Below are 25,310 nucleotides of genomic sequence, written 5' to 3' on the forward strand. Positions count from 1 at the left end.
ACCTATGCCCGAATACGCAAACGGTGCAGAGGTGTACCGCGATGCGTATTGCCGAGGGCTCCAGCCAGACCCTGAACTATGGGTTGACGAATGGGCAGATGAATACATGCGAATCCCGCGTGACACGGGAGCCGCAGAGCCCGGCAAGTACCGCACGGACCGGACGCCGTACGCACGAGAACCCATGCGATGCCTGTCCCCGGCCCACCCCTGCAAAAGGGTGGTGACCATGGTGGCCTCGCAGCTGATGAAAACCCAGATCGCCTTGAACTGGATCGGCGGCCTGATCCACATGGCTCCATCCAACATCCTGACCCTGCTGCCGAGCCTCGGCCTGGCCAAACGGGTGTCGTCGCGGATCGGCAAGACGATCAAGGCCACGCCGGAGCTGAACAAACGGGTGGCGTCCAGCCGATCCCGCGACTCCCGCAACACCATGGACACCAAGGAATTCGAAGGCGGTTCGCTGTACGTGACCACCGCCGGTTCTGCCGCCAACCTTGCCGAGCTGTCGGCCCGGTACGTGTACGGTGACGAGGTGGACCGGTGGGAGGTCGATGTGGGCGAGGAGGGCGACCCCATCGAACTGGCGGAAGCCCGGGGCAGTACTTTCGGCCGCAACGCCAAGTTCTACTTTTCCAGCTCGCCGACCATCAAGGGCGCCTCGCGGATCAGCGATCTGTTCGAGTCCAGCGATCAACGGCATTACTACGTGCCGTGCCCAACCTGCGGGCATCACCAGGTTCTGGAGTGGGAGCGCCTGCTGTACTCCCCGGATTTCAGCGTGGTGCACTACCAGTGCGCCAGCCCTGAGTGTGATGTCCTGATCGAGGAGCACCACAAAGGGTGGATGCTGGCTAATGGGCAGTGGCGGACGCACGCCGAGGGCGACGGGGAAACGGTGGGGTTCTACCTCAACGCTTTGTACGCCCCTTCCGGCTGGACCGACTGGCGGACCTTGGCCCGGCAGTACGAGAAGGCCAAGAAGGCCCAGGCCGCTGGCAACCTGGAGCCGATGCAGGTGTTTTACAACACCCGCCTGGCCAAGGTCTGGGACAGCGCCCAGGAGCAAACCAAGGCCCACGTCCTACGGGATCGGGCCCGTCTTGAGCGCTACAGCCTCGGCTCGATGCCGGCCGGCGTGTTGATGCTGACCGCTGCGGTCGACGTGCAGGCCAACCGCCTGGAGTTGATGGTGATGGGCTTCGGTGTTGGCTTGGAGCGCTGGGTGATCGACCACCAGGTGATTTGGGGCGATCCGGCGAACCAGAAGACGTGGGATGTGCTGGACGAGAAGCTCAAGGCCCGGTATCGGCACCCTTGCGGTGTCGCACTGGCGATCCTGGCTGCGGGTGTCGACTCCGGTGGTCACCACACGGACGAGGTTTACCAGTTCTGCCGCCTTCGTCGGTGGCGCAACATCTTCGCCATCAAGGGGGCGAGCAAGCCCGGGCGTCCGGTCATTGCCCAGCGCCCATCGATGGTCGATGTCACCTGGCGCGGGCAGACCGAACGCAACGGCGCCGAGCTGTGGTTTGTCGGCACCGACACCGCGAAGGACTGGATCTACAACCGCTACCCGTTCCCGGACGGTCCGGGGGCGTTGCACTTTGCCAATGACTTGCCCGACGAGTTCTTTGACCAGTGCGTGGCCGAAAGCAAGGTGGCCCGTTACGTCAAAGGCTACAAGCGCATCGAGTGGGTGAAGGGCAAGGCAGATAGAAACGAAGCGCTCGACCTGATGGTGTATTGCCTGGCAATGGCCCATTACCTGGGCATCAATCGCTACCTCGACGCTGATTGGGAGCGGATCCGGCAGGCGCTGGCACAGGGCGGGTTGTTCGACGACGAGGCCGGCCATCAGGCGGTGTCGCCTGCAGCTGCGACCGATGAGCCGGAACCAGAGGCTGTCGAGCGTCCGGCTCCGACATCTGCGGCACCTGTCGCCAGGACCCAACCCGTTGCGCCGCAACCTCAACGCCGCATGTCCACCAGCGGCTATCTCAAGAGACGCTGATATGTCCTTTACCCAGAAACACCTCGACGCTATCGAGGCGGCTATCGCTCGCGGTGAAAAAACCGTGCGCTATGGCGACCGCACGGTGGAATACCGGACGGTGGACGAACTGCTCAGGGCTCGCGAGGAGATCCGAGGCAGTCTTGCCGCAACTGCTGGCCCACGCTCCCGCGTGGTTCGGCTTTACCACGGGGGCAAGGGACTGTAATGGCCCGTCACTACCCAACCTTGAGCCGTCAAGGCTTCCTGCTGCCATCGAACATCAAGGCCAGCTATGAAGGCGCCGGGGAGGGGCGCCGGTCGGCAGGCTGGGACGCTCCGGACAGTAGCCTCAACAGCATCAACACCCCGGCGTTGCGCAACTTGCGCTCGCGCTCCAGGGCGGCGGTGCGCAATGACCCCTACGCCTTCAACGTGGTGGACAAGCGGGTCAGTAACCTGATCGGCACCGGCATCACCCCTCGGGCCCAGACCGCCGACGACGACCTGCGCAAGCTATTGCAGGTGCTGTGGGAGGATTGGGTGGACGAGTCGGATGCCGACGACCTGACCGACTTCTATGGCCAGCAGGCCTTGGTCGCCCGGACGGTGGAAACCTCGGGTGAATGCTTCGTGCGGTTGCGGCCTCGTCGGACCGAGGATGGCCTGGCGGTGCCCTTGCAGGTGCAGCTGCTGGCGCCGGAGTTTGTGCCCCATGACAAGTTTGAAACCACCCGCGACGGCAATGTCATTCGGGCCGGGATCGAGTTCAACGGTGTAGGCAAGCGGGTGGCGTACTGGATGTATCGCTCGCACCCGGGAGAGTCTTCCACTCTGAGCGGCGGCTATAACCAGCTGGTGCGAGTGCCAGCCACCCAGGTGCTGCACATCTTTGATCCGCTTGAGCCCGGCCAATTGCGGGGCGTACCGCGCCTGTCGCCAGTGCTGAAACGCCTGCGCAGTCTCGATAACTACGATGACGCGGTGCTGTTCCGGCAGGAGGTCGCGAACCTGTTCGCGGGTTTCATTACGCGGCCCACACCGGAAGGTGGTCCGCCTCCACTCGACCCTGTCACCGGTCAGCCGTTGACTCTGGATCGAGACGGGTTTACGCCCATGGTGGCGCTGGAACCGGGCACCATGCAGGAGCTGGGGCCTGGGGAGGAGGTCGAGTTTTCCAAACCGCCGGATGCAGGCAACAACTACCCGGACTTCATGCGCCAGCAGCTGATGGCTGCTGCAGCGGGGGCGGGGGTGCCCTACGAGATCGTTACCGGCGATATGCGCGACATCAACGACCGAGTGATGCGGGTGGTGCTGAACGAGTTTCGCCGGCGCCTGGAGCAATTGCAGTTCGGCGTTTACGTGCACCAGCTTTGCCGCCCAGTACGTGCGGCTTGGCTGGATATGGCGGTGCTGTCTGGTGCCGTGCAATTGACGGACTACGCCCAGCGCCGCCGTGAATACCTGCGTACCCGCTGGGTGCCGCAAGGGTGGCCGTATCTCCAGCCGGTGCAAGACGTTCAGGCCCGGCGCATGGAAGTGCAGGCCGGCTTCGCCTCGCGCAGCGAGATGTGCCTGCGTACCGGCTACGACGCCGAAACGGTCGACGCGGAAAACGCCGCGGATCTGGAGCGGGCGAGCCGCCTGGGCCTCAACTACAACACCCTCGAAAGCGTCGAGCAGCTCGACGACAAGGAGCAACCATGAGCAAGAAAAATCAGGTCCGCGTCTACGACGCTGCCGGTGCGTTGGTGCCGGTCAAGGATCAGACCTGGTACACGCTGCGGGCCAGCGGCGAAGCCGAACAACGGAGCATCGAAGTGTTCGTGTATGGCGAGATCGGCGCCTGGGGCGTGACCGCGAATCAGTTTGTGCAGGACCTGCGGGCCCTGGATGACGGAGTATCGCCGGTGGTGGTCGCCTTCAACAGCATTGGCGGGGATCTGTTCGACGGCCTGGCAATGCACAACGCGCTTTCGCGTTTGGGCGAGCGCTGTACCGGTCGTATTGATGCCCTGGCCGCCAGCGCCGCCAGCGTAGCAGTGTGCGGCGCGCACCGAGTGGTGATCGCCGCCAACGCCATGCTGATGATTCACAACCCATGGACCTATGCGGCGGGCGATGCCGAGGACTTTCGCAAGGTCGCCGATGTGCTGGACCAGACCCTGGAAGCGATCATCGCGGCCTACAAGTCCAAGGCGCCGGACATCGACGATTCCGAGCTGCGGCGCCTCGTCGATGCCGAAACCTGGTTGACCGCCAACGAGGCTGTAGCACTGGGCCTGGCGGACGAGGTAGGCGACGGAGTCAAGGTCAGCGCCTGCCTGGGCCATGGCGATGTGCTGCGGCGCTTTCGCAACGCTCCCCCTGGGTTGCTGGCCCAGCTGGACGAGCAACCGCCAGCGGTCCCGAGCGAGCCAGCAACACCGCCCGAGCCGGTTCCGGTGGTCGACGCTGCCCAGCTGGCTCTGCTGATCACCCAGCGTTGCGCTGAGTCGGGTATCAGCAACCTGGTGGAACCGCTGCTCAAGTCCACCCAGCTGGAAAGTGAAGCGGTGGTCCAGGCCGGCCTGACCCGGGCCAAGACCATCAACGATTTGTGCGTAGCTGCTCGACTGCCGGAATTCAGCGCCGAGTTCGTAGCGGCCGGTTTGGATGCAGCCAGTGTCCGGGCTCGCTTGTTCGACAAGCTGGTGGGCACGGGTAAGGGCTTCGAAATCAACAACAGCCTGCCGTTGGAAAACGACCCGCCGCCCAAGGTACAGGCCAAGAAAATCGACCAGCCCTCGATCTGGGCTGCTCGCCAAGCTGCACAACAACCCTCCGCGAAAGGAACCAGACCATGACTGTTCAACGTGAGCCGATGCATGCGGGTGAATTCCTGCTCTCCGAAGGCGCCGGCAACATCTCCCGCGAAGCCATCAACGTCGTCGCTGGCCCGGCGCTGGAGCCCGGTCAGATCCTCGGGTTAGTCACTGCCACCGGCCAGTTCGCACCATACAACCCAACCGCAGAGGATGGCAGCGAGAATGCTCAGGCCATCCTCTACGGCCCGTTGGGCGAGTCGGATGTGGTGCGACGCGGTCGCGCCGTGGTGCGCCTTGCTGAGGTCAGCGAGGCGTGTTTGACCGGCCTCGATCTGGCCGCTGAAAAGGCGCTGGCCAGTCACTTCGTCATCGTCCGCTAAGACATTTCACCCTCGTTTATCGAACCCGCCCTTGCGGGTTTTTTGCTTTCTGGAGATTGCTTCATGGCTGACATTGAGATTTTTAACGACGACGCGTTTTCGGTTTCCTCGCTGACTGCGGCGATCAACGAGCAGGAATACCTGCCGGGTCGCATCAGCAGCCTGGGTTTGTTCAGGGAGGAAGGTATCTCCACCGTGACCGTGCAGATCGAAAAGGACGGCGACACCATCGGCCTGGTTCCGGCGGGTGAGCGTGGCACCTCTGGCCTGGTGGTCGGAGGAAGCAAGCGCACCATGATTCCGTTCAACACCGTGCACCTGCCCCAGCGCTTCTCGATCAGGGCGGACGAGATCCAGGGCATTCGTGCTTTCGGCACCCGCAGCGAGTTGCAATCGGTACAGGACGCGGTCAACAAGCGCCTGGCCAAGTGCCGCCGACAGTTGGACGCTACCCACGAGTTCCAGCGCATGGGGGCTCTGAACGGCCAGATCCTCGATGCCGATGGCAAGACCGTGCTGCTGGACATTTACAAGACCTTCGGCGTCACCCGGAAGAAAGTGCAGATGGAGCTTAGCAATCCCAAGACGGAGGTTCGCGAGAAATGCGGCGATGCCCTGGACGAGCAGGAGGAGGCGCTGGGGAGCATTACCAGTACCGGAGCCCGGGCATTCTGTGGCAAGAACTTCTGGAACAAGCTGATCACTCATGACTCTGTGGAGAAGACCTTCCTCAACACCGTGCAGGCTGCTGCACTGCGTGGTGACTCTCGCGAAAGCTTCGAGTTCGGCGGCATCGTCTGGGAGCGCTATCGCGGCAAGGTCGCTGGGGTTCAGTTTGTGCACCCCGATAAAGCCCTGCTGATTCCTGAGGGTGTGCCCGACCTCTATATCTCTGTGTTTGCCCCGGCCGACTACATGGAGACGGCGAACACCGAGGGCCTGCCGTACTACAGCAAGCTTGAGCCGCTGCCGTTCAACAAAGGCATTGCTGGTGAGGCACAGTCCAACCCGCTGCACATTTGCTCGCGGCCGCTGGCGCAGATCCTGCTGGAGATGTGACCGTGGGTATTCGCGACCTGGTGGCGGATGTCGACGAGGTGGTGTTTGAGGTTCTGGCTGACACCGCCTACATCGAAGGGCGCGAGGTGCGGGGGATGTTCTCCGCACCTTGGCTGCAACCCAAGCTTGGCAAGATGTCCACGGCGCTGCGCGAGCCGCACCTGGTGATTCGTGTGGCAGACGCCGAGGGCGTAGAGATCCGGCAACAGGTGCGGATCGACCTGCCGGAGCATGACGGCGGTGGGGTTTACACCCTGATCCTGGTGGAGCCGACAGGTGACGGCCTGGTGACGCTTGTCCTGAGGATCAACCCATGAACATTGGTAGCTATGCACGGGTGGCCGCCAGAGATGGCGTGATTACCTTGCAGTCGTCGCCTGCGCATCTACAGGCGTTCAAGGACTTTGCCGCCTTGGTCCCGAAAGCGGCGGCGGTGGCCCAGCGCCGGGCGATCAACAAGACGTTGCGCTGGCTGCGTACTTACATCTCCCGAGCTGTCAGCAGCAAGGAGCGTATCGCGGTGGGGGCTGTTCGCCAGCGCCTGCGGGCCTATCCGATCAACAGCGCCGGGCAGGGCAAGCTCTGGTTCGGTATCAACCCGATTGAGTCCAGCCGAATTGGCCGCGCCCGGCAGAACAGGTCGGGTGTGTCGGTGGCGGGCAGGCGTTATCAGGGGGCGTTTTACAAACAGGTCTATGGCAGTCAGGCGGATATCTGGATTCGTACCGGCAGCCGCCACTATGACCCAGCTGACTATCCCGAAACCCGCGAGGGGCGGCGGCGCACGGGCTTCATCAACGAGAACGACAACCGCTTCCCCCTGGCCAAGGCCAAGGTGTCGCTGGATGACGTGCGGCCTATCTTCGATGAATGGGTTAAACGGGCAGATCAGCGGCTGCTGGAGATCCTGGAGCAGGAGCTGAACTTTGAGCTGCAAAAATACTTGAGAGGTAGCAAAGGTGTCTGAACCCCTCGATCTGGACCAGCTCTACCAGGCCATTGAACAGCATATCCGCGAGGCTATCCCCGGCCTGTTTGATGTAGCAGTGATGCCTGACCTGCTGGGGCGCATAGCACTTCCAGCCGTGATTGTTGAGCTGGTCGAACTGGAGCCTGGAACCGATCCGCTGACCGGCGAGACGGCGCTGGAAGCTCGCTTTGAAGCGCGGGTGATGGTGGGAGCCGAGCAGACTCAATCTGACCGGAAGGCGCTGTTCATTGCCTCGCAGCTTGCGGTTTTGCTGCGCATGCAGACCTGGGGGCAGCCGATAGAGCCTGCGCAGTTTGTCCGCTCCGGCCAGGATTGGACGCGGCCGGAGTTGGACGCTTACACGATCTGGACTGTGGAGTGGACCCAGGGCTTATACCTCGGCCTGGAGGAGTGGCCATGGCCCAACCAGCCCCCGGGGACGCTGGTGTTCAACCTGGGTGAAGGTGTCGGTAAGGTCCGGCCCGAGGAGCTGTCATGAGTTATGTCAGCGCACAGCATGACCGAATGCTGGCGGGCCTGATCATTCCCTGTAGCGTGGTTGCGGTCGACCTGGCCGCCGGCATGGTGCGCGTATCCGACGGTGCCGGCTGGACCAGCGCCTGGGTACGCTGGCACAGCCAGGCCGCCGGCAAGGCCCGGCACTGGCGGGCGCCGAGCCTGGGTGAGCAGGGGGCCTTGATTAGCCCCAGCGGCGAGCCGGCTCAGGGCACTTTCATCCCGGGGCTGTACGGTAATGCCGGTGCCCAGCCGGACAACCGCGACCACGTCGAGGTTTGGCGCTTTGACGATGGCGGTTCGCTGGTCTACGACTGGCAGGCCAAGAGCTACAGCATCAACCTACCCAGCGGCACGGTGACCATCCAGGTCGGCGGCAGCTCGGCTGTGATCACCGATAGCTCGATCACCGGCAAAGCCAGCACCATCAGTCTGACCGGGCAAATCACCTTGAACGGTGACGTCCAAATCAACGGCGCGAGCCTGAAACACAACGGGGTCAACGTCGGCTCGACTCATACGCATTCGGGCGTCGTGCCCGGCGGCGGATCGACCGCGGTGCCCCATTGACCAGCAGCCCGCAACAGCGGGCTTTTTTTCGCCTGGAGCAAACATGACCACGACAAAGAAACCCATCGAGCAACCCGGTGGGGAGCCGGCAGTGCCTGACGCCTCGGTGTTCCGCGACACCCTCTATACCTCCCGCGTGCTGGTCCTGCCGGACGGCCGGCAACTGGCGGTGAAGCAAGGCCATGTCACGGCCGATGCGGGGGACCTGGTTGCGCTGGACTACCTGCGCTCGCATCCAGATTTGCAAGCGCAGGAGTGAAGCGATGATCGGAATGGATCGCCGAACGGGCCAGCCGCTGTCGGGCCTTGAGCATGTGCGGCAGTCCATCGAGGACATCCTGACCACGCCGCTGGGCAGCCGGCGGATGCGTCCGGAGTACGGCAGCGACCTGCGCCGCTACGTCGATTTGCCTGTCACTGGCGGCTGGAAAAGTGCTGTCCAGGCCGAGGTGGCCCGGGCGCTGCTGCGCTGGGAGCCACGCTTGAAGCTGGAGCGGGTGCAGGTGGTGGCGGTGGTAGGTGGCCAGATCAGTTTTCAGCTGGTGGGCCAGTACCTGGGGGATAGCGCGATATTGGAGGTAACGGCATGAGCATTCTGGACTTGTCGGCGCTGCCGGCGCCGCTGGTGCTGGAGCCCCTGGACTATGAAGATCTGTACCAGCGCAAGTTGGCACTGTTTCGACTGGCGATGGGGGAGAACTGGACCGCCGCGCTGGAGAGCGACCCGGTCGTTAAGCAGTTGGAGCTGGTGGCCTATGGCGACATGCAGATGCGGGCCCGAATCAACGACGCGGCCAAGGCGCTGCTGCTGGCCCACGCCAGAGGCTCGGACCTGGATCACCTGGCGGCCAATGTAAAGTTGGCTCGGTTGGTGATCCAGCCCGGCGATCCCCTGGCCGTGCCGCCGCTGGAGGAGGTCAAGGAGTCAGACGACGCCTTGCGCGAGCGTGTCCAGCTGGCTTACGAGGGGCTGACCACCGCCGGGCCGCGCAACAGCTACATCCTACACGCCCGCAGTGCCTCGGCGCTGGTGGCGGATGCATCGGCAGAAAGCCCGGCCCCGGCCTGCGTCACCGTGTCGGTGCTGAGCCTGGAGGGCGACGGCACCGCTGGACCTGAACTGCTCGCCGCTGTTGCCCGGGCCGTCAATGATGACGATGTGCGGCCGGTGGCGGATCGGGTCACTGTGCAGAGTGCCCAGGTGTTGCGCTACCGCGTGGATGCGGTGTTGCACATGAAAGGCCCGGGCCCGGAAAGCGATGCCGCGCTGGTGGAGGCAGAGCGTCGGTTGAAAGCCTGGATGAACCCTCGCAAGCGATTGGGCGTCGAGGTGGCGCGTTCGGCCATCGATGCCCAGCTACACGTTGCCGGCGTGGCCCGGGTTGAGTTGCTGGGCTGGCAGGATCTGGCCCCAACCCCGGCGCAGGCGGCGTACTGCACGGGCTACAGCATCAAGCTGGGGGCCTGACATGCCGAGCCTACTACCCATCAACAGCACGGTGCTGGAGCGCGGCCTGGAGGCGGTCAACACGAAGGACACGGCCGGCATCCTGCGCACGCTGTACAACCCCGACACCTGTCCGGCGCACCTGCTCTCGCAGCTGGCTTGGGCCTGGTCGGTGGACCGCTGGGACCCGAACTGGTCGGAGCCGGTCAAGCGCAGCGCCATCAAAGCCTCGTTTTTCATCCATGCACGCAAGGGCACCATCGGTGCGCTGCGGCGGGTGGTGGAGCCCTTGGGTTACCTGATCGAGATCATCGAGTGGTTCAACACCGTGCCCCAGGGCGTGCCCGGGACCTTCGCCCTGAAGGTCGGTGTTCTCGAAACCGGGATCACCGAGGAGATGTATCGCGAGCTGGAACGCCTGATCGACGATGCCAAGCCGGTCACCAGGCACCTGACCGGCCTGGCGATCAGCCTTGAAACCAAGGGCGCACTGAATCTCGGTGTGGCGCTGAGCCTCGGCGACGAAATCGACGTGTATCCGCCCGTGCTGCGCGACATCGTCACGATCGGCATCCTCGGCAACACCGGCCGCGAGGACTCAACCGACAGCGTCGATGTGTACCCGCCCACCTCGGGCGCGATTGCCCTGACTTGCTACATCGGCGCCCCTGGGCGTGAACATTCAATCGACTACCTGGACACCTACCCATGATCGACCCGAACAGTCAGTTCTTCGCAATTCTTACGGCGGCTGGTGAGGCCAAGCAGGCCAACGCCGACGCCTTGGGCATACCCTGGAAGCTCACAGAGATGGGGGTGGGGGATGCCAACGGCACCGACCCAATCCCCGACCGGGCGCAAACCCGGCTGATCAACGAGCGCCGGCGCCGGCCACTGAACAAGCTGTCGGTCGACCCGGCAAACCCGAACATCATTGTTGCCGAGCAGATCATCCCGGCCGACGAGGGGGGCTGGTGGATTCGTGAGATTGGCCTGTATGACGCTGACGGCGCTTTGGTCGCGGTGGCGAACTGCGCCCCGAGTTACAAACCGCTGATGTCCCAGGGCTCCGGCCGAACCCAGATCGTGCGCATGAACTTCATCGTGTCCAGTGCGGCCAGCGTGGTGCTGAAAATCGACCCGGCCGTGGTGCTGGCCACCCGGCAATATGTCGATGACTCGATTGCCGATGCGGTCAACCGGCAGGACGCCAAGGCATCGGTATTGGTGGCGACCACGGGGCCGATTCAGCTGGCCGGGACTCCGACCATTGACGGGGTCCCGGTGCCTTTGGGCTCGCGGGTGCTGGTGAAGGACCAGGCCCAGGCCAAGGACAACGGGATCTACCTCACGGCCGAGATCTGGAAGCGGGCCGCTGATGCAGATACCAGCGCCAAGGTCACCCCCGGCCTGCTGGTGGCAGTCGAGCAAGGTAACGTCAGCGCCGATACCTTGTGGTTGCTGTCCACAGATGGGCCGATTGTACTGGGCACTACGGCGCTGGCGTTCAAGGGCGTGACCCAGGGCCTGGCGCCGATCAACTCGCCAGCGTTTACCGGGGCGCCCGCCGCTCCGACTGCGGCGCAGTTCGACGCCAGTAAGACCCTGGCCACGACGGAGTTTGTGCAGCGAGCTATCGGTGGATTCGGTCGGGCTTACAGCTACGGCACAGCTGGGCAGGTGATCCAGGCGTCGCAAGTCAATGCTCATATCAATGTGTTCGGAGCCTGTAACAGTTTGACCCTGCCACTGCTAGACAGTGTGCCGGTCGGATCTGTAATCGACATTGGTGCATCGTCTTTGTCGTGTTCGATTCTGCGCCAGGGTACTGACACTATTTTTCTGAACAGTGCGCTTGCGCCCGCATCGAGCATCATCGTGAACGATGGCGAGTCTGTATCGCTGGTGAGCAACGGCACGCAATGGATCGCCTCGGGTGTAGCGATGCTTAAGCACGCCGCCAGCTTTGCTGCATCGTTAGCACCAGCTGGTTATCAGAGACTGCCTGGGGGGCTAATTCTGCAATGGGGGAGTGCTGTGTCGGCAGGAGGAGCAATGGGTAACTGGAACGCTGTCTATTACATTGCGTTCCCTAATGCCTGCTTGAGTGCGGCAATTCTCGGAAACGGAGGAGCGACAGTGTTTTCCTTGGTAGACAAGGGCACAAACGGAATCAAAGCCACGGCAATGACGAGCACAACAGGGGGGCCGACTGCCGGACTTGGTGGTTTCTTCATCGCCCTAGGAAATTGAGGAGGGTCTATGTTCAGTTCGAAATCCACTCGCAGTTTCTACGACTCAACCATTCACATGTCTATGCCGAAGGATGTCGTCGAAATCGCCGCTGAAAGGCATGCTGAGTTAATGGCAGGTCAGGCAGCGGGCTTGGTCATTGATTGGGGCAAGGACGGCTTCCCAGTGCTTACCGAACCACCGCTACCGAGCGCTGAGGACCTTGCCGCCGTTGAACGGGCATGGCGGGATCAGCGATTAAATGAAACGGACGGCGTTGTAACTCGGCACCGCGACGAACTGGAGGACGGCGTTGCTACTACCCTGACCGCAGAGCAGTACAGTCAGCTCCAAGCCTATCGCCGGGCTCTACGTGGCTGGCCCGAATCCGGCGAATTCCCGCTCATCGAACATCGACCGCCGGCGCCCGAATGGCTGCCCAGCCTGACCCCATAAACGCCCCGCACTGTCGGGGCGTTTTCATTCCAGCGCTTCGGCGCCCGTTCCACCTACGGCCTCGCTCAGCGGGGCCTTGTCATTTCTGGAGACTCTATGAGCTTTTTCCACGGCGTCACCGTCACCAACGTGGACACCGGCGCACGCACCATCGCGCTGCCCACGTCCTCGATCATCGGCCTGGTGGACACCTTCACCGAAGGCCCGGGCGTCAGCGCCAAGGCCAATGACCTGCTGCTGATCACCAGCGAGCGCGAAGCCATTGCCGCCTGGGGCCCGGATGCGGCGATCACCAAAGCGTGCCAGGCGATCTATCAGCGTGCCAAGGCGGTGATCGTCGCCTGTGGAGTGGCCAAGGTCGCGGACGCTGCGCAACAGACCTCGGCCATCATCGGCGGGGTCCTGGCCAGCGGCAAGCGCACCGGCCTGCAGGCGTTGCTCGATGGCAAGAGCCGTTTCAACGCCCAGCCGCGTCTGCTGGTGGCGCCCAAGCACAGCGCGACCCAGGCGGTCGGCACGGCCCTGGTGGCCCTCGGGGACAAGCTGCGCGGCCTGGCCATCATCGACGGGCCCAGCACCACCGACGAAGCGGCGATGGAGTACGCCAAGAACTTCGGCGCCAAGCGCGCTTACCTGGTTGACCCGGGTGTTCAGTATTGGGAGGGTCAGGCGAGCGCCACCGTCGACGCGCCGGCCTCGGCCTGGGTTGCCGGCCTGTTCGCCTGGACTGATAGCGAGTACGGGTTCTGGGCCTCGCCTTCGAACAAAGAGTTCGTAGGCATCACCGGCACTGGCCGCCCCGTCGAATTTCTGGACGGCGACGAGACCTGCCGCGCCAACCTGCTGAACAACGCCAACATCACCACCATCATCCGTGATGCCGGTTTCCGCCTGTGGGGCAACCGCACGCTGTCCAGCGATCCTAAATGGGCGTTCGTCACTCGGGTGCGAACCATGGACATCGTCATGGACGCGATCCTCTACGGCCACAAATGGGCGGTGGATCGCTCGATCACGGCCACCTATGTGAAGGACGTCACCGAGGGCCTGCAGGCCTTCATGCGTGACCTGAAGAATCAGGGGGCGATTATCAATTTCGAGGTCTACGCGGACCCGGAGTTGAACACCGCCAGCCAACTGGAGCAGGGCAAGGTGTACTGGAACATCCGCTTTACCGACGTACCACCCGCCGAGAACCCGAATTTTCGGGTCGAGGTCACCAACCAGTGGTTGACCGAAGTCCTCGATAAAGCCGCTTAAGGAGCCGCAGCAATGGCAATGATTCCCGAAACCCTGGCGAACATGAATTTGTTTGTCGACGGCATCAGCTTTCAAGGCGACGTGCCGAGCCTGACCCTGCCCAAGCTCACCCTCAAGACCGAGGAACACCGGGTCGGCGGCATGGATCTGCCGGTGGAACTGGACATGGGCATGGAGAAGCAAGAAGCCGGCTTCACCACCACCGGCGTGCGCCGTGAGTCGCTGCGCATGTTCGGTCTGTCAGACGGGACCGCGTTCAATGGTGTGTTCCGTGGTGCCTTCAAGGGCCTCAAGGGCAAGACCACGGCGGTGATCGTGACCCTTCGCGGCATGCTGAAAGAGATCGACATGGGCGACTGGAAGGCGGGCGACAAGGCCGAGATCAAGCACAACGTGGCCTTGACCTACTACAAGCTGGAGGTCGACGGGCGCCTGATCTACGAGATCGATGTCCTCGGCATGAAGCGTGTGATTAACGGCGTCGACCAGCTCGCCGCTCAACGTTCGGCCCTGGGCCTGTAAGGAAAACCCTCATGACTCAAGCAAAGAAAACCCCGGCCTGGATGACCCTGACCCCCGATAGCGTGGTGGTGACTCTGACCAAGGCAGTCGAGCTGAACGGCGTGCAGTGCGACAAGGTCACTCTGCGGGCCCCAACCGTGCGAGACGTGCGCGCAGCGAACACCGCCGCTGGTGGTGATGATGAGCAGCGCGAACTGGCGCTGTTCGCCAGTCTGGCCCAGGTCGGCAGCAAGGACCTGGAGGGCATGACCCTCAAGGACTACCAGCGTGTGCAGGCCGGTTATTTTCGCCTGGTGCAAGACGACGAACTTTGACCTGGCCGTGTTGAAGATGGCGGCAAAGCGGCTCGCCAGCGAGCTGCATTTTTCCGCCGAGGAGATCATGACCATGCGCTTTAGCGACATGGTCTGGTGGCTCACGGATTGAGCCTCCCTGAGCATAGGAGGTCAGATGGCACGCAATATTGCGTTGGGGCTTGTGATCGGTGGCGCCGTTAGCGCCACAGTCGGCGCGGCCTTCAAGACCGTTGAAAATCGCATCAAGAAGCTGGAAGAGCAGAGCAGCAAAGCCAAGGTGCTGAAAAGCACCATCGGCGAAACCATGCGCCTGCGGGACGAATGGAAGCGAGCCCACGACAGCGGGGCGGCTTCGGCTGCCGGCCTGCTGAGCAAGCTGGAGCGCAACCTTTCCAGCTTGCAGAAACAAGGCATCCAGGTTGGCAAGCTGCGCCAGGAGTACCAGGCCCTTGGCCGGGTGGCCAAGGGCGCAGATTTGCAGCTCAAGGGGCACCAGCAGATCCAGCAAGGCAAGGAAGGATTCAAGTCGAGCATTGGCCAGGCCGTGGCCGGGACTGCGGCTGTAGCGATTCCGACCACAATCAGTGCGGGTTACCAGGCGATCATTCGGGACATCGCGATCAAAGGGAACGTGGCGAATGCCCCCGAAGAAGCCGAGATGACTCGCACGGTCATTCAGACCTCGAAAGACACCGGCATGGCGCGCAACGATGTGGCCGAGTTGGTCAACCAGCTGGTAGGCGCCGGCATGGAGCTGGACAAGGCGCTGTCCTATGCGCCGGTAGCGGCGAAGTTCGCAATTGGCCAAGGCTCGGGCGGTGAAGACACGGCAAAAATGATCCAGGCCCTGGAGCAGAACGCCAAGATCACCGACCCCAAGGTCATGGAACAGGCGCTGGAGGCCGTCGCGTTGCAAGGTCAGGCCGGTAGCTTTGAAGCTTCGGACATGGCCCGCTGGTTTCCGCAACTGCTCGCGGGGATGGGCAAGATGGAAATCACCGGCATGGACGCGGTGACTCAGTTGGGCTCGATGCTGCAAGTGCAGATGAAGACGGCAGGCGGTTCCGACGAAGCGGCCAACAACCTGAAAAACTGGATGGAGAAAATCGGCTCCGGGGAGGTGGTCAAGGCTTACAAGGACGTTGGCATTGACTATCAGGCGTCGATGGCCACGGGGATTCAAAATAAAAAGTCGACCCTGGAATCCAGTTTTGAGCTGGCTATGCGTTACATCAAGGCGACCGACCCAGCCAAGGCCGCGAAGATGGCCGAAGCCCAAGCGAAGATCAGCAAGGAGGCGGACCCCGCCAAGGCCAAGGCGATGCTGAATGCCTTGGAGCAGTCCCTGCGCACGGGCGACCTGTTCGCAGACATGCAGGTCAAGGCGGCGCTTATGGCGTACTCACAAAACCGTGAACTGTACGAACAGCTCAAGAAAGATTCGCTCAATGCCAAGGGCATCCTCGACAAGAACCTGGCCGAACGACGCGAGACGTCTGCCCAGCTCTGGGCTGAAACAGGGCAGTCGATCAACGATGGCATGCGTGCGGTGGGTGACGCATTGCGACCGGCAACGGACGCGGTGGCCAAGGGCATCAAGACGGTAGCGGGGTCGTTGACCCAGCTCACAGAAAAGATGCCGGGTATGGTTGCCGGCGTCACTGCCCTGGGCGCTGGGCTGGTCGCGCTGAAAAGCGTGGCCTCGGCCTTCAGGATCGGTAAGGGGCTGCTGAACGTGGCCCGGGGCTCACTGATGGGCAACCCTAATGTGATCCAGCGGGTGTTCGTCACCAACGCCGGCGGCCTGGGCGGTGATTATGACTTCGATGGAGGCCGCGACAAGAAGGGCAGTAAAGGCGCCAGGGGCGGCAAGGGCACTGGCGGTGTACGTGGCCGGCTCGGTCGGGCCGGGCGTGCGTTGCGCTCTGCGATCCGGCCGGGCGTTCTGGGTCGCACGGCTAGGTTGGGTGGCGCGGCATTGAAGGGCGCCACCAGCCTGGGCGTCTCGGCCTTGAAAAGTGTCGGTGGCCTGGTCAAAGGGATGTCTCCGTGGGTGAAAGGTGGCGGCGTGCTGTCGGCGCTGGGGGCCGGGTTTAAGGTCGCGGACACCTACCAGAACGCCAAGACCCAGGACGAAAAAGCCGAAGGCTACGGCGGTGCTGCTGGTGGTCTGGCGGGTGCAATGCTCGGCACCAAGGCGGGGCTGGCGGCTGGGGCTGCTATTGGCTCGATTGTGCCGGGGCTCGGCACGGCCATCGGCGGAGCTGTAGGGGCTGCCGTGGGTGGTGCCCTCGGCTATTGGGGCGGTGACGTCCTGGGCGCAAAAGCTGGTAAGGCGCTGTTCGGTTCTGACGACTCGCTTAAGCGGCTGCCGGACGCCGGCCCACTGATGATGCGCGATGCTGGTAAGAACGTTCCGCCTGTGCTGGGCGATATCGCCAAGTCCTTCAAGACCGGCCCTGCGCCGCTGATGCTCAAGGCGCCGGAGTCAGCCAAGCCGCTGGGCCTGGTGGTGCGCTCGATGGCGGGGACAGAGTCGCCAGTCTCAACGCCCGCGATGCTCAAGGCACCGGAATTGGTGAAGCCGGCCCCACCGAAGGTCGATCAGCAGTTTTCTTTCGCACCCAACCTGCAAGTTCAGGTGCAAGGGGACGTCAAGGACCCGGCCCAGCTGGCGCGGGAGGTGGAGCCGCACCTGCGGCGGATGTTCGATGAATACAGCCGGCAGGCGGCTGCTCGGCAACTGTCGGATGAACCACACGTATAAGGAGGCCCTATGGCTTATATGGAACAGCTGCAATCGGGGTTCCAGTCCCTGGTTGCCGCCGGGGAGGCCGGGCGCACCAGCGCAGACGGCATGTTGACCCCGTTGAACGGGGCTATCGGCGATATCACCGGTGCGGCGTCCGAACTTGAAAGTGTGCCGTTCGTAGGGCCGGAGATTGGCGCGAAGCTGCAACGAACCTTGCGCGGTATTACGGCTGCGCAGTCAGTGGTGGGCCAGGTCGCCGCTGGCTACAGCCAAGCCGTGTCGGCGGCGGGGCAGATCCAGCAGCGATTGGGGTCCTTGCAGGAGCAGACGGCCCGCGCGGGGGCTGCGATCAACCGCATCGGTGGCCAGGTCAGCCCCTCCCTTGGCAGCATCTTCCCGAGTGGTGCCTTGGGAGGCCTGGGCATGCCGGCGGCGGCAGCGGTGAAGCCGTTCCCGCACCTGCTGATCATTCATCCGCTGCGCCCTGGTGCGCAGCCCTACTACTTCAACCTGGACACGGCGGCCTTCGACGAACTGCGCCGGCAGACGGCGTTTCGTTGGGCGGGGCAGGAGCGCCTCACGCGCAGCATTGCCCAGCAGGCGGTGGGGCAGGGGGACGACAAGATCACCCTCAAGGGCGCGGTATTCCCAGGGTTCAAGGGCGGGCTCGGGCAGTTACAGAAATTGCGCAGTATCGGCCGGCGGCTCCAGCCGCTGAGCCTCACCACGGGGTATGGCGAAGTCCTGGGCAGCTGGTGTCTGACCAGCCTGGAAGAAGAACAGAGCCACCTGCTGGCTGGCGGCGTGCCGCGTAAACAGGGCTTTTCATTGGAGTTCGTGAGCTATGGCGACGACCTGCAGAACGTCTAGTGGGGATCTGCTCGACACCATTTGCTATCAGTTCTACGGCCACCTGAATGGCAGTGTGGAGGCGGTGTTGGATGCCAACCACGGGCTGGGCGATGAACCCCAGCCATTCCGGGCTGGGGTGCTGATCGTGTTGCCGGATTTGCCGGCGGCGGTCGATGCCCAGGTGCTGCTCTGGGATTAGCCCGCAGCCTGCGCGCATTCCTTGGCGTTGGCCTGGTAGGAGGTGTTGTTTTCGGAATACTGGCGGACGTCTTGGGAGATCATGCCCTGCCACGACATGGCGGCATCAATCGCAGCAGCGCGGCATTTTGCGAAGGGGGCGAACAGTGAGCCGAACTGGTCGCTTTCGTCTTGCAGCTTGCGAAGGGCAATCGCCTGTTCCCGAGCTTGTTTGCCGTCCATGCTCCCCGACAATGCTAGGTTTTGGCCGTGCTCCACCGCCTTATTCAGGCGCTTGAGGAAATCGCGTGCCACCTCGGGCTTGATCTTCTTAGCAGCTTCCTGGGCCGCAATGGCCTGCCTTCCACGTTCTGCGGCTTCGGCGCTGACCGGCGTGTCCTCGCCGAGGTCGATAACTCGTAGTTTCTGCTCGGCATGGGCCATCGATGCGGCCAGTAGGCAAAGCGTTAATCCAACAATCCTTTTCATTCCTTCAACTCCTGTAGGGGCAATGGTCGCCGGATTCTATGCAGTCCAGGCGGCTCCGTCACTTCGGGGAGGCTTATTGCATGACACCCATTTTCCGAATTGTCGCCGATGGCCGCGACATCACAGCGCTGATCAATGACCGTCTGGTGACCCTACGCACCTCGGACAAGCCGGGCATGGAGTCGGACGAGTTCGAATTGCGCATCGATGACCGCGCCCAAGCGGTGGCGCTGCCCAGCCGGGGCGCCAGTATCGAGGTGTTCATGGGCTACGAAGGCCGAGCCCTGGCCCGGCTGGGGCGCTACACGGTGGATGAAGTGGTGGTCACCGGCCCTCCCGACACCATCGAGATACGCGGTAAGGCCTGCGACATGCGCGGCAGTGGCAAGACCACTCGCAGCGGTAGCTGGGAGGATGTGCCGTTGCAACAGATCGTGCGCGATATCGCCGCCCGTAATGGCTGGCAGTCGGTGTGCCCGGTCACGACCAAGGTGCCCCGGGTCGACCAGCTCAATGAATCGGACTTCAACTTCATCACCCGCCTGGCCAAGCAGTACGACTGTACGGCCAAGGTGGCCGACGGCAAGCTGCTGGTGCTGCCCCGACAGGTCGGGCAAAGCGCGAGCGGCAAAGCCCTCGGCACCGTCACCATCACCCGTCGCGACGTGAGCCGCTATCAGTTTCGCCTGGGTGACAAGAGCACCCACAAGGCGGTGCAGACCAAGCACCAGGACAAGAAGAGCGGAAAGCTGCGGGTCGTCGACCTGGGCAACGAGGACTCGCCGGACGGCCTGCCGCCAGTGCACACCGACCGGCATATCTATCCGAACAAGTCCGCCGCTGAGCAGGCCGCCAAGGCCCGTTTGGCGGCATTCAACCGCAGCACCGCCGGTGTGCGCCTGGAGATGCCAGGCCGAACCGATCTATTCGCTGAACGCATGATCAATGCCCAGGGCTTCAAGGTCGGCCTCGATGGCGAGTACCTGGTGGACTCGGTCGAGCAGGTGTTTACCCAGTCCGGGTGGAGCACCACGGTCGAGTGCAACGGCGGCAAGAAGGGCAAGGCGAAAGCCAAGGGCAAGAAAAAGAAAGCAACCAAGCCGCTCAGGGTCGAGCAGCTTTAACCCTCATCATCACTGGAGATATCAGGCATGACGATTACCGCGCAGCAGCTGCTGCAGATCCTCCCCAACGCCGGCGCTAAAGCCGGCGTTTTTGTTCCTGCTCTCAACGCGGCCATGAGTAAGTACGCAATCATCACCCGCCTGCGCATGGCGGCGTTCATCGCGCAGATCGGCCATGAGTCTGGCCAGCTTCAGTACGTGCGCGAGCTGGGTGGCGATCAGTACCTGAGCAAGTACGACACCGGCAGCCTGGCCAAGCGCCTGGGCAACACACCCGAAGTGGATGGCGACGGCCAGAAGTACCGGGGCCGGGGGCTGATTCAAGTCACGGGCCGGACGAACTATGAAGCCTGTAGCGAAGCGCTGTTCAGCGATGCTCGACTGCTCAATACCCCTGAACTTCTGGAAACCCCGGTCTATGCTGCGCTGTCGGCGGGTTGGTTTTGGCAGAAGGCCGGCCTGAATACCTTGGCCGATAAGGGCGACTTTCTCACGATCACCAAGCGCATCAACGGCGGAACCAACGGCCTGGCTGATCGCGAGGCGCTGTATGAGCGTGCATTGAAGGTGCTGCCTTGAAGGCCCCGGGTTGGTTGTTACCAGCTCTTGCACTGGTGCTGGGGCTTGCCCTGGGCGGCTGGGGCGCATGGACATGGCAGGCCAACGCCTACGGTAAGGCACTGGCTGAGCAGGCCGAGGCGTACAGCACCGACCGGGAGCAGGTCGCGACGGCAGTGATCAATTGGCAGGGCGAGCAGCAAGACGCCCGTCGAGCGCTGGAGGATCGCCTGCAAGCAAGCGATGAAACCCACTACAAGGAATTGCGCGATGAACAAGCGAAACAGGCTCGCCTGCGTGGCCAGCTGGCTACTGCTGATGTCCGGCTGTCAGTCCTACTCAACGCTACCGCCTCGGGTAGTAGCTGTGTGGTGCCAGCCACCGCCGGCGCCGGCGGCCTGGTTCATGGAGCGGCGAGAGCCGAACTTGACCCAGCGGCTGCTCAACGAATTGTCGGAATCACCAGCGACGGTGATCAGGGACTGATCGCCCTGGGAGCATGCCAAGAGTACGTAATGGAAGTTTCATCGGCGTCAGGGAATATCGTAAATGATAAGTAAGTGCTCGAGCTAGTAGGGGTTGAAGCTTTTATTCGGAGTTAATGTAGAGCTGGGATATGGTGTCGTAGTCTATTACTTCTAGATTCTCGTATTGCCGGCAAGCTTGAGCTACTTCTTGTTCGTTGAAGTTGTCCCAGTTGCCCACGACCAAGATAAGTCGTGGGTTTTTTATTTCAACTCCATATTTTTCTTTCGCTAGTGCGGCATTCTTAGGGTATTGGAAATACTCCCTGTAGTTTGCAAGTTGGGCGACTCCTTCGGATACATAATCAATGAATCTCCTGCGGCTACGGTCTGCCTTAGTGATTCTGTTTTTTTCAAGTTTAGCTGTTTTTAGGTCGCAAATATCATAGTATCCATCTTTTCTTTTTATTAGTAAGTCAGGGTTTATTTCATTGTCAGTGCAGAAGCCGTCGTGTTCGACCCACTTAAGCGATGGCTCATACTCGAAATGTTCTGTGTCAAAAGCTTTTTTTATTATTTCTGGATGGAGTTTGAGGAACTCACCTATTGTTGTTTCGCGTAATCCAGGGAGTAAATATAAATTCTGTAGCTGGCTAGCGAGAATGATGCGGCGATCCTTGTCGCTCACGGCTTGTACACCCACTACTGATTCTTTCTCGGTTGTCCATTCAAATATTTTTTCTAGTTCTGCGTTTGTTATCGAATTCTTAACCAATATTGCTGAAAGAATTGTTTTGCTTCTGTAAATGGTTTCTTTTTTGTTTAAGAAAGTGCAGTTATTTATTAAGCATGAGACGAAGTCTTCTCCGAAGGTAATGGTGCTGCCGTAGGTGTTCTCCATAGTTAGTATGGATTTTTGAAGTTTTAGATAGGGAAAGCGCTCAGCTATTTCGTCGAGGTTTTTAGTGTGGCTTAAACAAAGGGAGTCAAGGCCGTTGCAGTCGCCATTCATATGGATTATTGGGCTTGATTGTGCGCTATCAAACTGCCCGAGGTACCTAAGTATTGAGCTTTCTTTATGTCTTTTTATTATGAGAGGGTTCAATTTCTCGGAGGCGCCAGTCAGCTCTGCTATGTGATAGCCTTTGCACTGTGAAATAATTAACATCGTTGGATAAAGGATTTTATTATTTTTTGTTTCTAATCTCCCTTCTTTGTGCGCTATAGAGATATTTGTTAGATATGAAGTCCACATTTGTTTTGTTTTTTGTTCGAATTTTTCAAATAACATTTGGTCTCTCGGCAATCGATTTTAGTGTTGGTGAGCTATAGACGAGATTAGACTAATACCCTGGTTTTTTACATGGCCAAATTTTTTACCTAATCTCACTCGAAATTATCTGTTCGGAGACGTAGCTTTTTCGCAATTTCTTCTGCACGTTTTGTGGGTAAACGTGGATAAAGGATCAGAACTCAGCGATCTCTAAACTGTAGACGTGACCCCGTCTCTGGCAAAAAATCCGCGCCCATTACAGGCGTGGCAGTCTTCCCGCAGGGTGAACCGGTCCAGACACACGGCGCACTTTTTGAATGCCGCAGCGAGAAGAAGAGGGCGAGCACGGCGGTAGGTTTCGAAGTCGTGATTTTCCAGAGCAATCAATGCTTGATCCGCGAGGGCTCGGTATGCGTCCGGGTCATCGATGTTCGTATACTCGCGTCCGTTGATGCGTTGGCCAGTGATCACCAGGTCATAAAGGCTGCCGTCGGCCGTTGTGATCGTCAGGCCGTCCATTGACCACACATCCGAATTGATTCGGAACACGAGCCGACGACTTTCTTTCTCATCGATCACCTGGGCTGCCCATTCCACCGAGCCTTCCGGGTAATAGGTCCTTCCCCAGAGCTTGCCCAGCCGCGGCCCGCCGCCTCGAGGAACCAGGTCGTAGAAGGCGGACGATATGAATTCAGGTTCGCAATCGATCAGCGTCTCAACGGCGTGCCAGTACGCAGCGTTTGCGAGCTCATCCAGGTCGAACTTCTGAGCCTGATCGATGACCTCGGCGTCGACCATATCTTTGCTGACGGCCAGGCAGCCTTGACGGTAAGCCTCGGGGTAACTCATACGGAGTTCGTGGTCGTCCAGGTGCCGGCGCCAGTGGGCAAGCCACTCGGCTTTAGAGGGGATACTCATGAGATCAGACTGCTATAACTGATGCTGTATGCTTATACAGTAAATGACTCGTATCTGTTGTGCGACTCGGGCCGACGAGCTGCTGATTGTTGGTCGTGGTTTAGGGCAAATTTAGGGCATAACCGGGGCCGCCGTAGGCCGCAATGAGCCTTTCAATGCTTTCGGTTTTGCCGTAATTGCTGGCCTAAAGCGGCCTGAGTGGAGATAGGAAGGGGTTCGAATCCCTATCTCTCCGCCATACAAATGAAAGCCCCGGAAATCATCGATTTCCGGGGCTTTTTTGTTGCCCGCAATCGGCTGCCCCGGGCCGTGCCCCCCCCTCCTCATTTTCCAGCAACGCCTTCTGCCGAACTGTTAGCGCCGGCGGAATCAGTGCGTCCTGAGCCCGGTCGCTTCGGCGGTGCGTGGCCAAATATCAATAGTCCACAATACTCGATGCTGTTATCGGCTATTGGATTGATACTCCAGAAAGTTGTTATTAGCGAATAATTTTAGTTTGTTTGTTGTTTAAGTCGGTTTTCCCTTCCGAGAAATTTCCTGTTTCTCTGCGCGAGCATTCCCGGAAATCATGCTGTAGTGATCTTGATCCAAATAAATCGACTCTTCTATATGCTTGGTCGCTGCTGGCAGACCCGATCCGAACTTGTAGTTCAAGCCGGCCGGGGTGCCGGGAACAAGCAGCATTAATTAACTTTTATAAGGTCAGGCAAATCCGCTCTTCCAGGCTGGCGGCAGTATTATTGTCGGTTGCTTTCGGAGGGAAGTGTTTTGTTGTTGCTTCCTTATAATCATTTGGAAAAGGAAATCAGATGAAACGCAAGACTCTCTTGTCCATGGCAACTTCCGGGTTGATGCTGGCAGCATTGATTCCATCCTTTGCCCAGGCTACCGATGGCGTGGTGAAGTTCAGTGGCAGCATCTCTGACACTACCTGCGATATCAACGGCAAGGCACCGGGCGAAGGTAATGAAACCAACGTTGAACTTGGCACTATCAAGCCTACTGTGTTTGACAAGATCGGTGCGAGGTCTCCACTGGTACCGTTCGTACTGCAACTCTCGGGGGCCAACTGCACCGCCGGTAAGAAGGTTTCCATCGAGTTCGATCAGCTCGGTAACGTCGACCCTGCCTCCGGCAACCTCAAGCTGATCGGGAGCAAGCCTGCAACGGGCGTGCAGATCGAGGTCTATAACGACCATGACACCACGCCACAGAAAATCGTCCTGGGCCAAGCCGAAGCATCCCCGCAGATCGCTACGATCTCCACCGACAAGGCGGCAACCCTGAAGTACAAGGCCGCTTACGTATCTACTGAAGCCACCGTCGGTGCAGGTTCGGGCGTGTCCTACATCCGCTACACCCTTGCGTACCAATAACAGCAGTTAGTTATTAAGGGGCAGGTCATGACGCCGACTGCGCGTTTTGTTCATTCTCTCGTTATCGGTGTCATGTTCCTGGGGATACTGTCGGGGGCCGCGCATGCCGGGATAGTACTGGAAGGTACGCGCCTGGTTTATCCAGCAGATGCTCGTGAAGTTACATTGAAGTTGAGTAACACCGGCTCTGTGGCCTTATTGGCGCAAAGTTGGATCGACGAAGGCGATGCCAACAAGTCTCCTGAGGAAATCAAGGTTCCTTTTCTTCTGGCTCCTGCAGTCAGTCGGGTGGAAGCGGGAGGCTCGGCGATATTGCGTGTGTCTTATTCAAAAGAACCCTTGGCAAAAGATCGCGAATCATTGTTCTGGCTGAATGTACTGGAAACGCCACCACGGCGAAAACAGGACGAAAACGTATTGCAGTTTGCATTCAGGACTCGGATCAAGATTTTCTTTCGCCCTGACAACTTGATTGGCAATGCGGGCATGGCTGGCGAAAAGCTCAAGTGGGAATTAAGTCGAGCAAGCGCTTCGCAAGTGCCGGTTATCAAAGTGTACAACCCGACACCTTATTACGTGTCCTTCGGACGCATGGAAGTTGCTGTGTCAGGCCGTCGAATCGATTTGAAGCCAGGCATGGTCGCACCCTTCGGATATGAGTCTTTCTCCTGGCCAGCGGGCGCTCCGTCACAGCCGGCCAAGGCATCAATTGAATATGAGGTGATCGATGATTTCGGCGGCCGAGGCCTGCTGAAAAAGTCGCTTCTTTGACGGGGTTCCTCATCACTTCTGTGGGCTTTTCAGTGGCTTGGT

30 protein-coding genes are annotated in these 25,310 nt (G+C 60.6%); 27 read left to right on the top strand and 3 right to left on the bottom strand.

The genetic code is table 11. The features are described from left to right. Window positions 1–4 precede the first annotated feature (4 nt). The 22 genes from ABCR88_RS07795 (at window position 5) to ABCR88_RS07900 (ending at window position 18,317) form a co-directional block, all read left to right on the top strand. Entirely contained in the window at window positions 5–2,017 is a 2,013-nt protein-coding gene (locus ABCR88_RS07795; protein WP_350404349.1) for a phage terminase large subunit family protein, read from the top strand. A gap of 1 nt (window position 2,018) precedes the next feature. Further along, window positions 2,019–2,225, top strand: a complete 207-nt coding sequence (locus ABCR88_RS07800) for a hypothetical protein (RefSeq protein ID WP_041118658.1) — start codon at window positions 2,019–2,021, stop codon at window positions 2,223–2,225. Further along, a complete protein-coding gene (locus ABCR88_RS07805; RefSeq protein ID WP_350404350.1) occupies window positions 2,225–3,706 on the top strand; it encodes a phage portal protein in 1,482 nt (493 codons plus the stop codon). The genes ABCR88_RS07800 and ABCR88_RS07805 overlap by 1 nt, the downstream gene beginning before the upstream one ends. Next, on the top strand, window positions 3,703–4,845 hold the full coding sequence (locus ABCR88_RS07810) for a head maturation protease, ClpP-related (RefSeq protein WP_350404351.1): 1,143 nt from the start codon (window positions 3,703–3,705) through the stop codon (window positions 4,843–4,845). The genes ABCR88_RS07805 and ABCR88_RS07810 overlap by 4 nt, the downstream gene beginning before the upstream one ends. Further along, window positions 4,842–5,186: a head decoration protein gene (locus ABCR88_RS07815; protein WP_041118655.1), complete on the top strand. Its 345-nt coding sequence runs from the start codon at window positions 4,842–4,844 to the stop codon at window positions 5,184–5,186. The genes ABCR88_RS07810 and ABCR88_RS07815 overlap by 4 nt, the downstream gene beginning before the upstream one ends. Before the next feature lie 63 nt (window positions 5,187–5,249). Continuing rightward, window positions 5,250–6,245 (top strand): major capsid protein, encoded by a 996-nt coding sequence (locus ABCR88_RS07820; RefSeq protein ID WP_041118654.1) that lies wholly within the window; start codon window positions 5,250–5,252, stop codon window positions 6,243–6,245. A 2-nt stretch (window positions 6,246–6,247) separates the two neighbouring features. Continuing rightward, a complete protein-coding gene (locus ABCR88_RS07825; protein WP_041118653.1) occupies window positions 6,248–6,562 on the top strand; it encodes a hypothetical protein in 315 nt (104 codons plus the stop codon). Beyond that, on the top strand, window positions 6,559–7,212 hold the full coding sequence (locus ABCR88_RS07830) for a hypothetical protein (RefSeq protein WP_350404352.1): 654 nt from the start codon (window positions 6,559–6,561) through the stop codon (window positions 7,210–7,212). Before ABCR88_RS07825 ends, ABCR88_RS07830 begins: the two co-directional genes overlap by 4 nt. Further along, entirely contained in the window at window positions 7,205–7,714 is a 510-nt protein-coding gene (locus ABCR88_RS07835; protein ID WP_232642825.1) for a hypothetical protein, read from the top strand. The genes ABCR88_RS07830 and ABCR88_RS07835 overlap by 8 nt, the downstream gene beginning before the upstream one ends. Then, window positions 7,711–8,301, top strand: coding sequence for a phage baseplate assembly protein V (locus ABCR88_RS07840; RefSeq protein WP_350404353.1), 591 nt, complete (start codon window positions 7,711–7,713; stop codon window positions 8,299–8,301). The genes ABCR88_RS07835 and ABCR88_RS07840 overlap by 4 nt, the downstream gene beginning before the upstream one ends. Before the next feature lie 43 nt (window positions 8,302–8,344). Next, window positions 8,345–8,560, top strand: coding sequence for a hypothetical protein (locus tag ABCR88_RS07845; protein ID WP_041118649.1), 216 nt, complete (start codon window positions 8,345–8,347; stop codon window positions 8,558–8,560). A gap of 4 nt (window positions 8,561–8,564) precedes the next feature. Next, window positions 8,565–8,891 (top strand): GPW/gp25 family protein, encoded by a 327-nt coding sequence (locus ABCR88_RS07850; RefSeq protein ID WP_103326585.1) that lies wholly within the window; start codon window positions 8,565–8,567, stop codon window positions 8,889–8,891. Further along, entirely contained in the window at window positions 8,888–9,769 is an 882-nt protein-coding gene (locus ABCR88_RS07855; RefSeq protein WP_350404354.1) for a baseplate J/gp47 family protein, read from the top strand. Before ABCR88_RS07850 ends, ABCR88_RS07855 begins: the two co-directional genes overlap by 4 nt. Before the next feature lies 1 nt (window position 9,770). Beyond that, a complete protein-coding gene (locus ABCR88_RS07860) occupies window positions 9,771–10,460 on the top strand; it encodes a phage tail protein I (RefSeq protein WP_350404356.1) in 690 nt (229 codons plus the stop codon). Beyond that, complete coding sequence (locus tag ABCR88_RS07865; RefSeq protein WP_350404357.1) at window positions 10,457–12,001, top strand: phage tail protein; 1,545 nt, start codon at window positions 10,457–10,459, stop codon at window positions 11,999–12,001. Before ABCR88_RS07860 ends, ABCR88_RS07865 begins: the two co-directional genes overlap by 4 nt. A gap of 9 nt (window positions 12,002–12,010) precedes the next feature. Continuing rightward, the gene (locus ABCR88_RS07870; RefSeq protein WP_350404358.1) at window positions 12,011–12,436 is read left to right on the top strand and encodes a phage tail assembly chaperone; all 426 of its coding nucleotides are present in this window, start codon (window positions 12,011–12,013) and stop codon (window positions 12,434–12,436) included. Window positions 12,437–12,532: 96 nt separating this feature from the next. Then, window positions 12,533–13,696, top strand: a complete 1,164-nt coding sequence (locus ABCR88_RS07875; protein WP_350404359.1) for a phage tail sheath family protein — start codon at window positions 12,533–12,535, stop codon at window positions 13,694–13,696. A 12-nt stretch (window positions 13,697–13,708) separates the two neighbouring features. Beyond that, window positions 13,709–14,218, top strand: a complete 510-nt coding sequence (locus ABCR88_RS07880; protein ID WP_350404360.1) for a phage major tail tube protein — start codon at window positions 13,709–13,711, stop codon at window positions 14,216–14,218. 11 nt (window positions 14,219–14,229) lie between these two features. Then, the gene (locus ABCR88_RS07885) at window positions 14,230–14,532 is read left to right on the top strand and encodes a phage tail assembly protein (protein WP_058435501.1); all 303 of its coding nucleotides are present in this window, start codon (window positions 14,230–14,232) and stop codon (window positions 14,530–14,532) included. A gap of 136 nt (window positions 14,533–14,668) precedes the next feature. Beyond that, window positions 14,669–17,281 (top strand): phage tail tape measure protein, encoded by a 2,613-nt coding sequence (locus ABCR88_RS07890; protein ID WP_350404361.1) that lies wholly within the window; start codon window positions 14,669–14,671, stop codon window positions 17,279–17,281. A 9-nt stretch (window positions 17,282–17,290) separates the two neighbouring features. Then, entirely contained in the window at window positions 17,291–18,136 is an 846-nt protein-coding gene (locus tag ABCR88_RS07895; protein WP_058435499.1) for a phage tail protein, read from the top strand. After that, window positions 18,111–18,317 carry a tail protein X gene (locus tag ABCR88_RS07900; RefSeq protein WP_058435498.1) on the top strand — a complete coding sequence of 69 codons (207 nt, stop codon included), beginning with the start codon at window positions 18,111–18,113 and terminating at the stop codon, window positions 18,315–18,317. The genes ABCR88_RS07895 and ABCR88_RS07900 overlap by 26 nt, the downstream gene beginning before the upstream one ends. On the opposite strand, the gene ABCR88_RS07905 is transcribed toward ABCR88_RS07900, so the two are convergent. Next, window positions 18,314–18,784, bottom strand: coding sequence for a hypothetical protein (locus tag ABCR88_RS07905; protein ID WP_058435497.1), 471 nt, complete (start codon window positions 18,782–18,784; stop codon window positions 18,314–18,316). The two genes, ABCR88_RS07900 and ABCR88_RS07905, sit on opposite strands and share 4 nt — an antisense overlap. A gap of 80 nt (window positions 18,785–18,864) precedes the next feature. Here ABCR88_RS07905 and ABCR88_RS07910 point away from each other — a divergent pair, with 80 nt between their 5' ends. Genes ABCR88_RS07910 through ABCR88_RS07920 form a run of 3 tightly spaced genes read left to right on the top strand, consistent with a single transcriptional unit; the run spans window position 18,865 to window position 21,026 of the window. Continuing rightward, window positions 18,865–19,908 (top strand): contractile injection system protein, VgrG/Pvc8 family, encoded by a 1,044-nt coding sequence (locus tag ABCR88_RS07910; protein ID WP_350404363.1) that lies wholly within the window; start codon window positions 18,865–18,867, stop codon window positions 19,906–19,908. 27 nt (window positions 19,909–19,935) lie between these two features. Then, the gene (locus tag ABCR88_RS07915; RefSeq protein ID WP_350404364.1) at window positions 19,936–20,487 is read left to right on the top strand and encodes a glycoside hydrolase family 19 protein; all 552 of its coding nucleotides are present in this window, start codon (window positions 19,936–19,938) and stop codon (window positions 20,485–20,487) included. Beyond that, complete coding sequence (locus ABCR88_RS07920) at window positions 20,484–21,026, top strand: lysis system i-spanin subunit Rz (protein WP_350404365.1); 543 nt, start codon at window positions 20,484–20,486, stop codon at window positions 21,024–21,026. The genes ABCR88_RS07915 and ABCR88_RS07920 overlap by 4 nt, the downstream gene beginning before the upstream one ends. A 28-nt stretch (window positions 21,027–21,054) precedes the next feature. Here ABCR88_RS07920 and ABCR88_RS07925 read toward each other — a convergent pair whose 3' ends face one another. After that, complete coding sequence (locus ABCR88_RS07925; RefSeq protein WP_350404366.1) at window positions 21,055–22,221, bottom strand: Shedu anti-phage system protein SduA domain-containing protein; 1,167 nt, start codon at window positions 22,219–22,221, stop codon at window positions 21,055–21,057. 192 nt (window positions 22,222–22,413) lie between these two features. Beyond that, complete coding sequence (locus tag ABCR88_RS07930; RefSeq protein WP_350404367.1) at window positions 22,414–23,052, bottom strand: hypothetical protein; 639 nt, start codon at window positions 23,050–23,052, stop codon at window positions 22,414–22,416. Between the two features lie 878 nt (window positions 23,053–23,930). Here ABCR88_RS07930 and ABCR88_RS07935 point away from each other — a divergent pair. After that, window positions 23,931–24,497, top strand: coding sequence for a fimbrial protein (locus ABCR88_RS07935; RefSeq protein WP_015634520.1), 567 nt, complete (start codon window positions 23,931–23,933; stop codon window positions 24,495–24,497). A 27-nt stretch (window positions 24,498–24,524) separates the two neighbouring features. Next, window positions 24,525–25,268 carry a fimbria/pilus periplasmic chaperone gene (locus ABCR88_RS07940; RefSeq protein WP_350404369.1) on the top strand — a complete coding sequence of 248 codons (744 nt, stop codon included), beginning with the start codon at window positions 24,525–24,527 and terminating at the stop codon, window positions 25,266–25,268. Window positions 25,269–25,310 lie beyond the last annotated feature (42 nt).

The organism is Pseudomonas sp. W17 (genome assembly GCF_040268305.1).
Classification (GTDB): domain Bacteria; phylum Pseudomonadota; class Gammaproteobacteria; order Pseudomonadales; family Pseudomonadaceae; genus Aquipseudomonas; species Aquipseudomonas protegens.

Coding starts and splice junctions, on each gene's coding strand:
- ABCR88_RS07940 (WP_350404369.1), top strand. CDS start 24,525: ATGACGCCGACTGCGCGTTTTGTTCATTCTCTCGTTATCGGTGTCATG.
- ABCR88_RS07895 (WP_058435499.1), top strand. CDS start 17,291: ATGGCTTATATGGAACAGCTGCAATCGGGGTTCCAGTCCCTGGTTGCC.
- ABCR88_RS07880 (WP_350404360.1), top strand. CDS start 13,709: ATGGCAATGATTCCCGAAACCCTGGCGAACATGAATTTGTTTGTCGAC.
- ABCR88_RS07805 (WP_350404350.1), top strand. CDS start 2,225: ATGGCCCGTCACTACCCAACCTTGAGCCGTCAAGGCTTCCTGCTGCCA.
- ABCR88_RS07860 (WP_350404356.1), top strand. CDS start 9,771: ATGCCGAGCCTACTACCCATCAACAGCACGGTGCTGGAGCGCGGCCTG.
- ABCR88_RS07845 (WP_041118649.1), top strand. CDS start 8,345: ATGACCACGACAAAGAAACCCATCGAGCAACCCGGTGGGGAGCCGGCA.
- ABCR88_RS07820 (WP_041118654.1), top strand. CDS start 5,250: ATGGCTGACATTGAGATTTTTAACGACGACGCGTTTTCGGTTTCCTCG.
- ABCR88_RS07925 (WP_350404366.1), bottom strand. CDS start 22,221: ATGTTATTTGAAAAATTCGAACAAAAAACAAAACAAATGTGGACTTCA.
- ABCR88_RS07800 (WP_041118658.1), top strand. CDS start 2,019: ATGTCCTTTACCCAGAAACACCTCGACGCTATCGAGGCGGCTATCGCT.
- ABCR88_RS07870 (WP_350404358.1), top strand. CDS start 12,011: ATGTTCAGTTCGAAATCCACTCGCAGTTTCTACGACTCAACCATTCAC.
- ABCR88_RS07840 (WP_350404353.1), top strand. CDS start 7,711: ATGAGTTATGTCAGCGCACAGCATGACCGAATGCTGGCGGGCCTGATC.
- ABCR88_RS07815 (WP_041118655.1), top strand. CDS start 4,842: ATGACTGTTCAACGTGAGCCGATGCATGCGGGTGAATTCCTGCTCTCC.
- ABCR88_RS07900 (WP_058435498.1), top strand. CDS start 18,111: ATGGCGACGACCTGCAGAACGTCTAGTGGGGATCTGCTCGACACCATT.
- ABCR88_RS07830 (WP_350404352.1), top strand. CDS start 6,559: ATGAACATTGGTAGCTATGCACGGGTGGCCGCCAGAGATGGCGTGATT.
- ABCR88_RS07890 (WP_350404361.1), top strand. CDS start 14,669: ATGGCACGCAATATTGCGTTGGGGCTTGTGATCGGTGGCGCCGTTAGC.
- ABCR88_RS07930 (WP_350404367.1), bottom strand. CDS start 23,052: ATGAGTTACCCCGAGGCTTACCGTCAAGGCTGCCTGGCCGTCAGCAAA.
- ABCR88_RS07915 (WP_350404364.1), top strand. CDS start 19,936: ATGACGATTACCGCGCAGCAGCTGCTGCAGATCCTCCCCAACGCCGGC.
- ABCR88_RS07905 (WP_058435497.1), bottom strand. CDS start 18,784: ATGAAAAGGATTGTTGGATTAACGCTTTGCCTACTGGCCGCATCGATG.
- ABCR88_RS07855 (WP_350404354.1), top strand. CDS start 8,888: ATGAGCATTCTGGACTTGTCGGCGCTGCCGGCGCCGCTGGTGCTGGAG.
- ABCR88_RS07865 (WP_350404357.1), top strand. CDS start 10,457: ATGATCGACCCGAACAGTCAGTTCTTCGCAATTCTTACGGCGGCTGGT.
- ABCR88_RS07810 (WP_350404351.1), top strand. CDS start 3,703: ATGAGCAAGAAAAATCAGGTCCGCGTCTACGACGCTGCCGGTGCGTTG.
- ABCR88_RS07875 (WP_350404359.1), top strand. CDS start 12,533: ATGAGCTTTTTCCACGGCGTCACCGTCACCAACGTGGACACCGGCGCA.
- ABCR88_RS07935 (WP_015634520.1), top strand. CDS start 23,931: ATGAAACGCAAGACTCTCTTGTCCATGGCAACTTCCGGGTTGATGCTG.
- ABCR88_RS07850 (WP_103326585.1), top strand. CDS start 8,565: ATGATCGGAATGGATCGCCGAACGGGCCAGCCGCTGTCGGGCCTTGAG.
- ABCR88_RS07885 (WP_058435501.1), top strand. CDS start 14,230: ATGACTCAAGCAAAGAAAACCCCGGCCTGGATGACCCTGACCCCCGAT.
- ABCR88_RS07910 (WP_350404363.1), top strand. CDS start 18,865: ATGACACCCATTTTCCGAATTGTCGCCGATGGCCGCGACATCACAGCG.
- ABCR88_RS07795 (WP_350404349.1), top strand. CDS start 5: ATGCCCGAATACGCAAACGGTGCAGAGGTGTACCGCGATGCGTATTGC.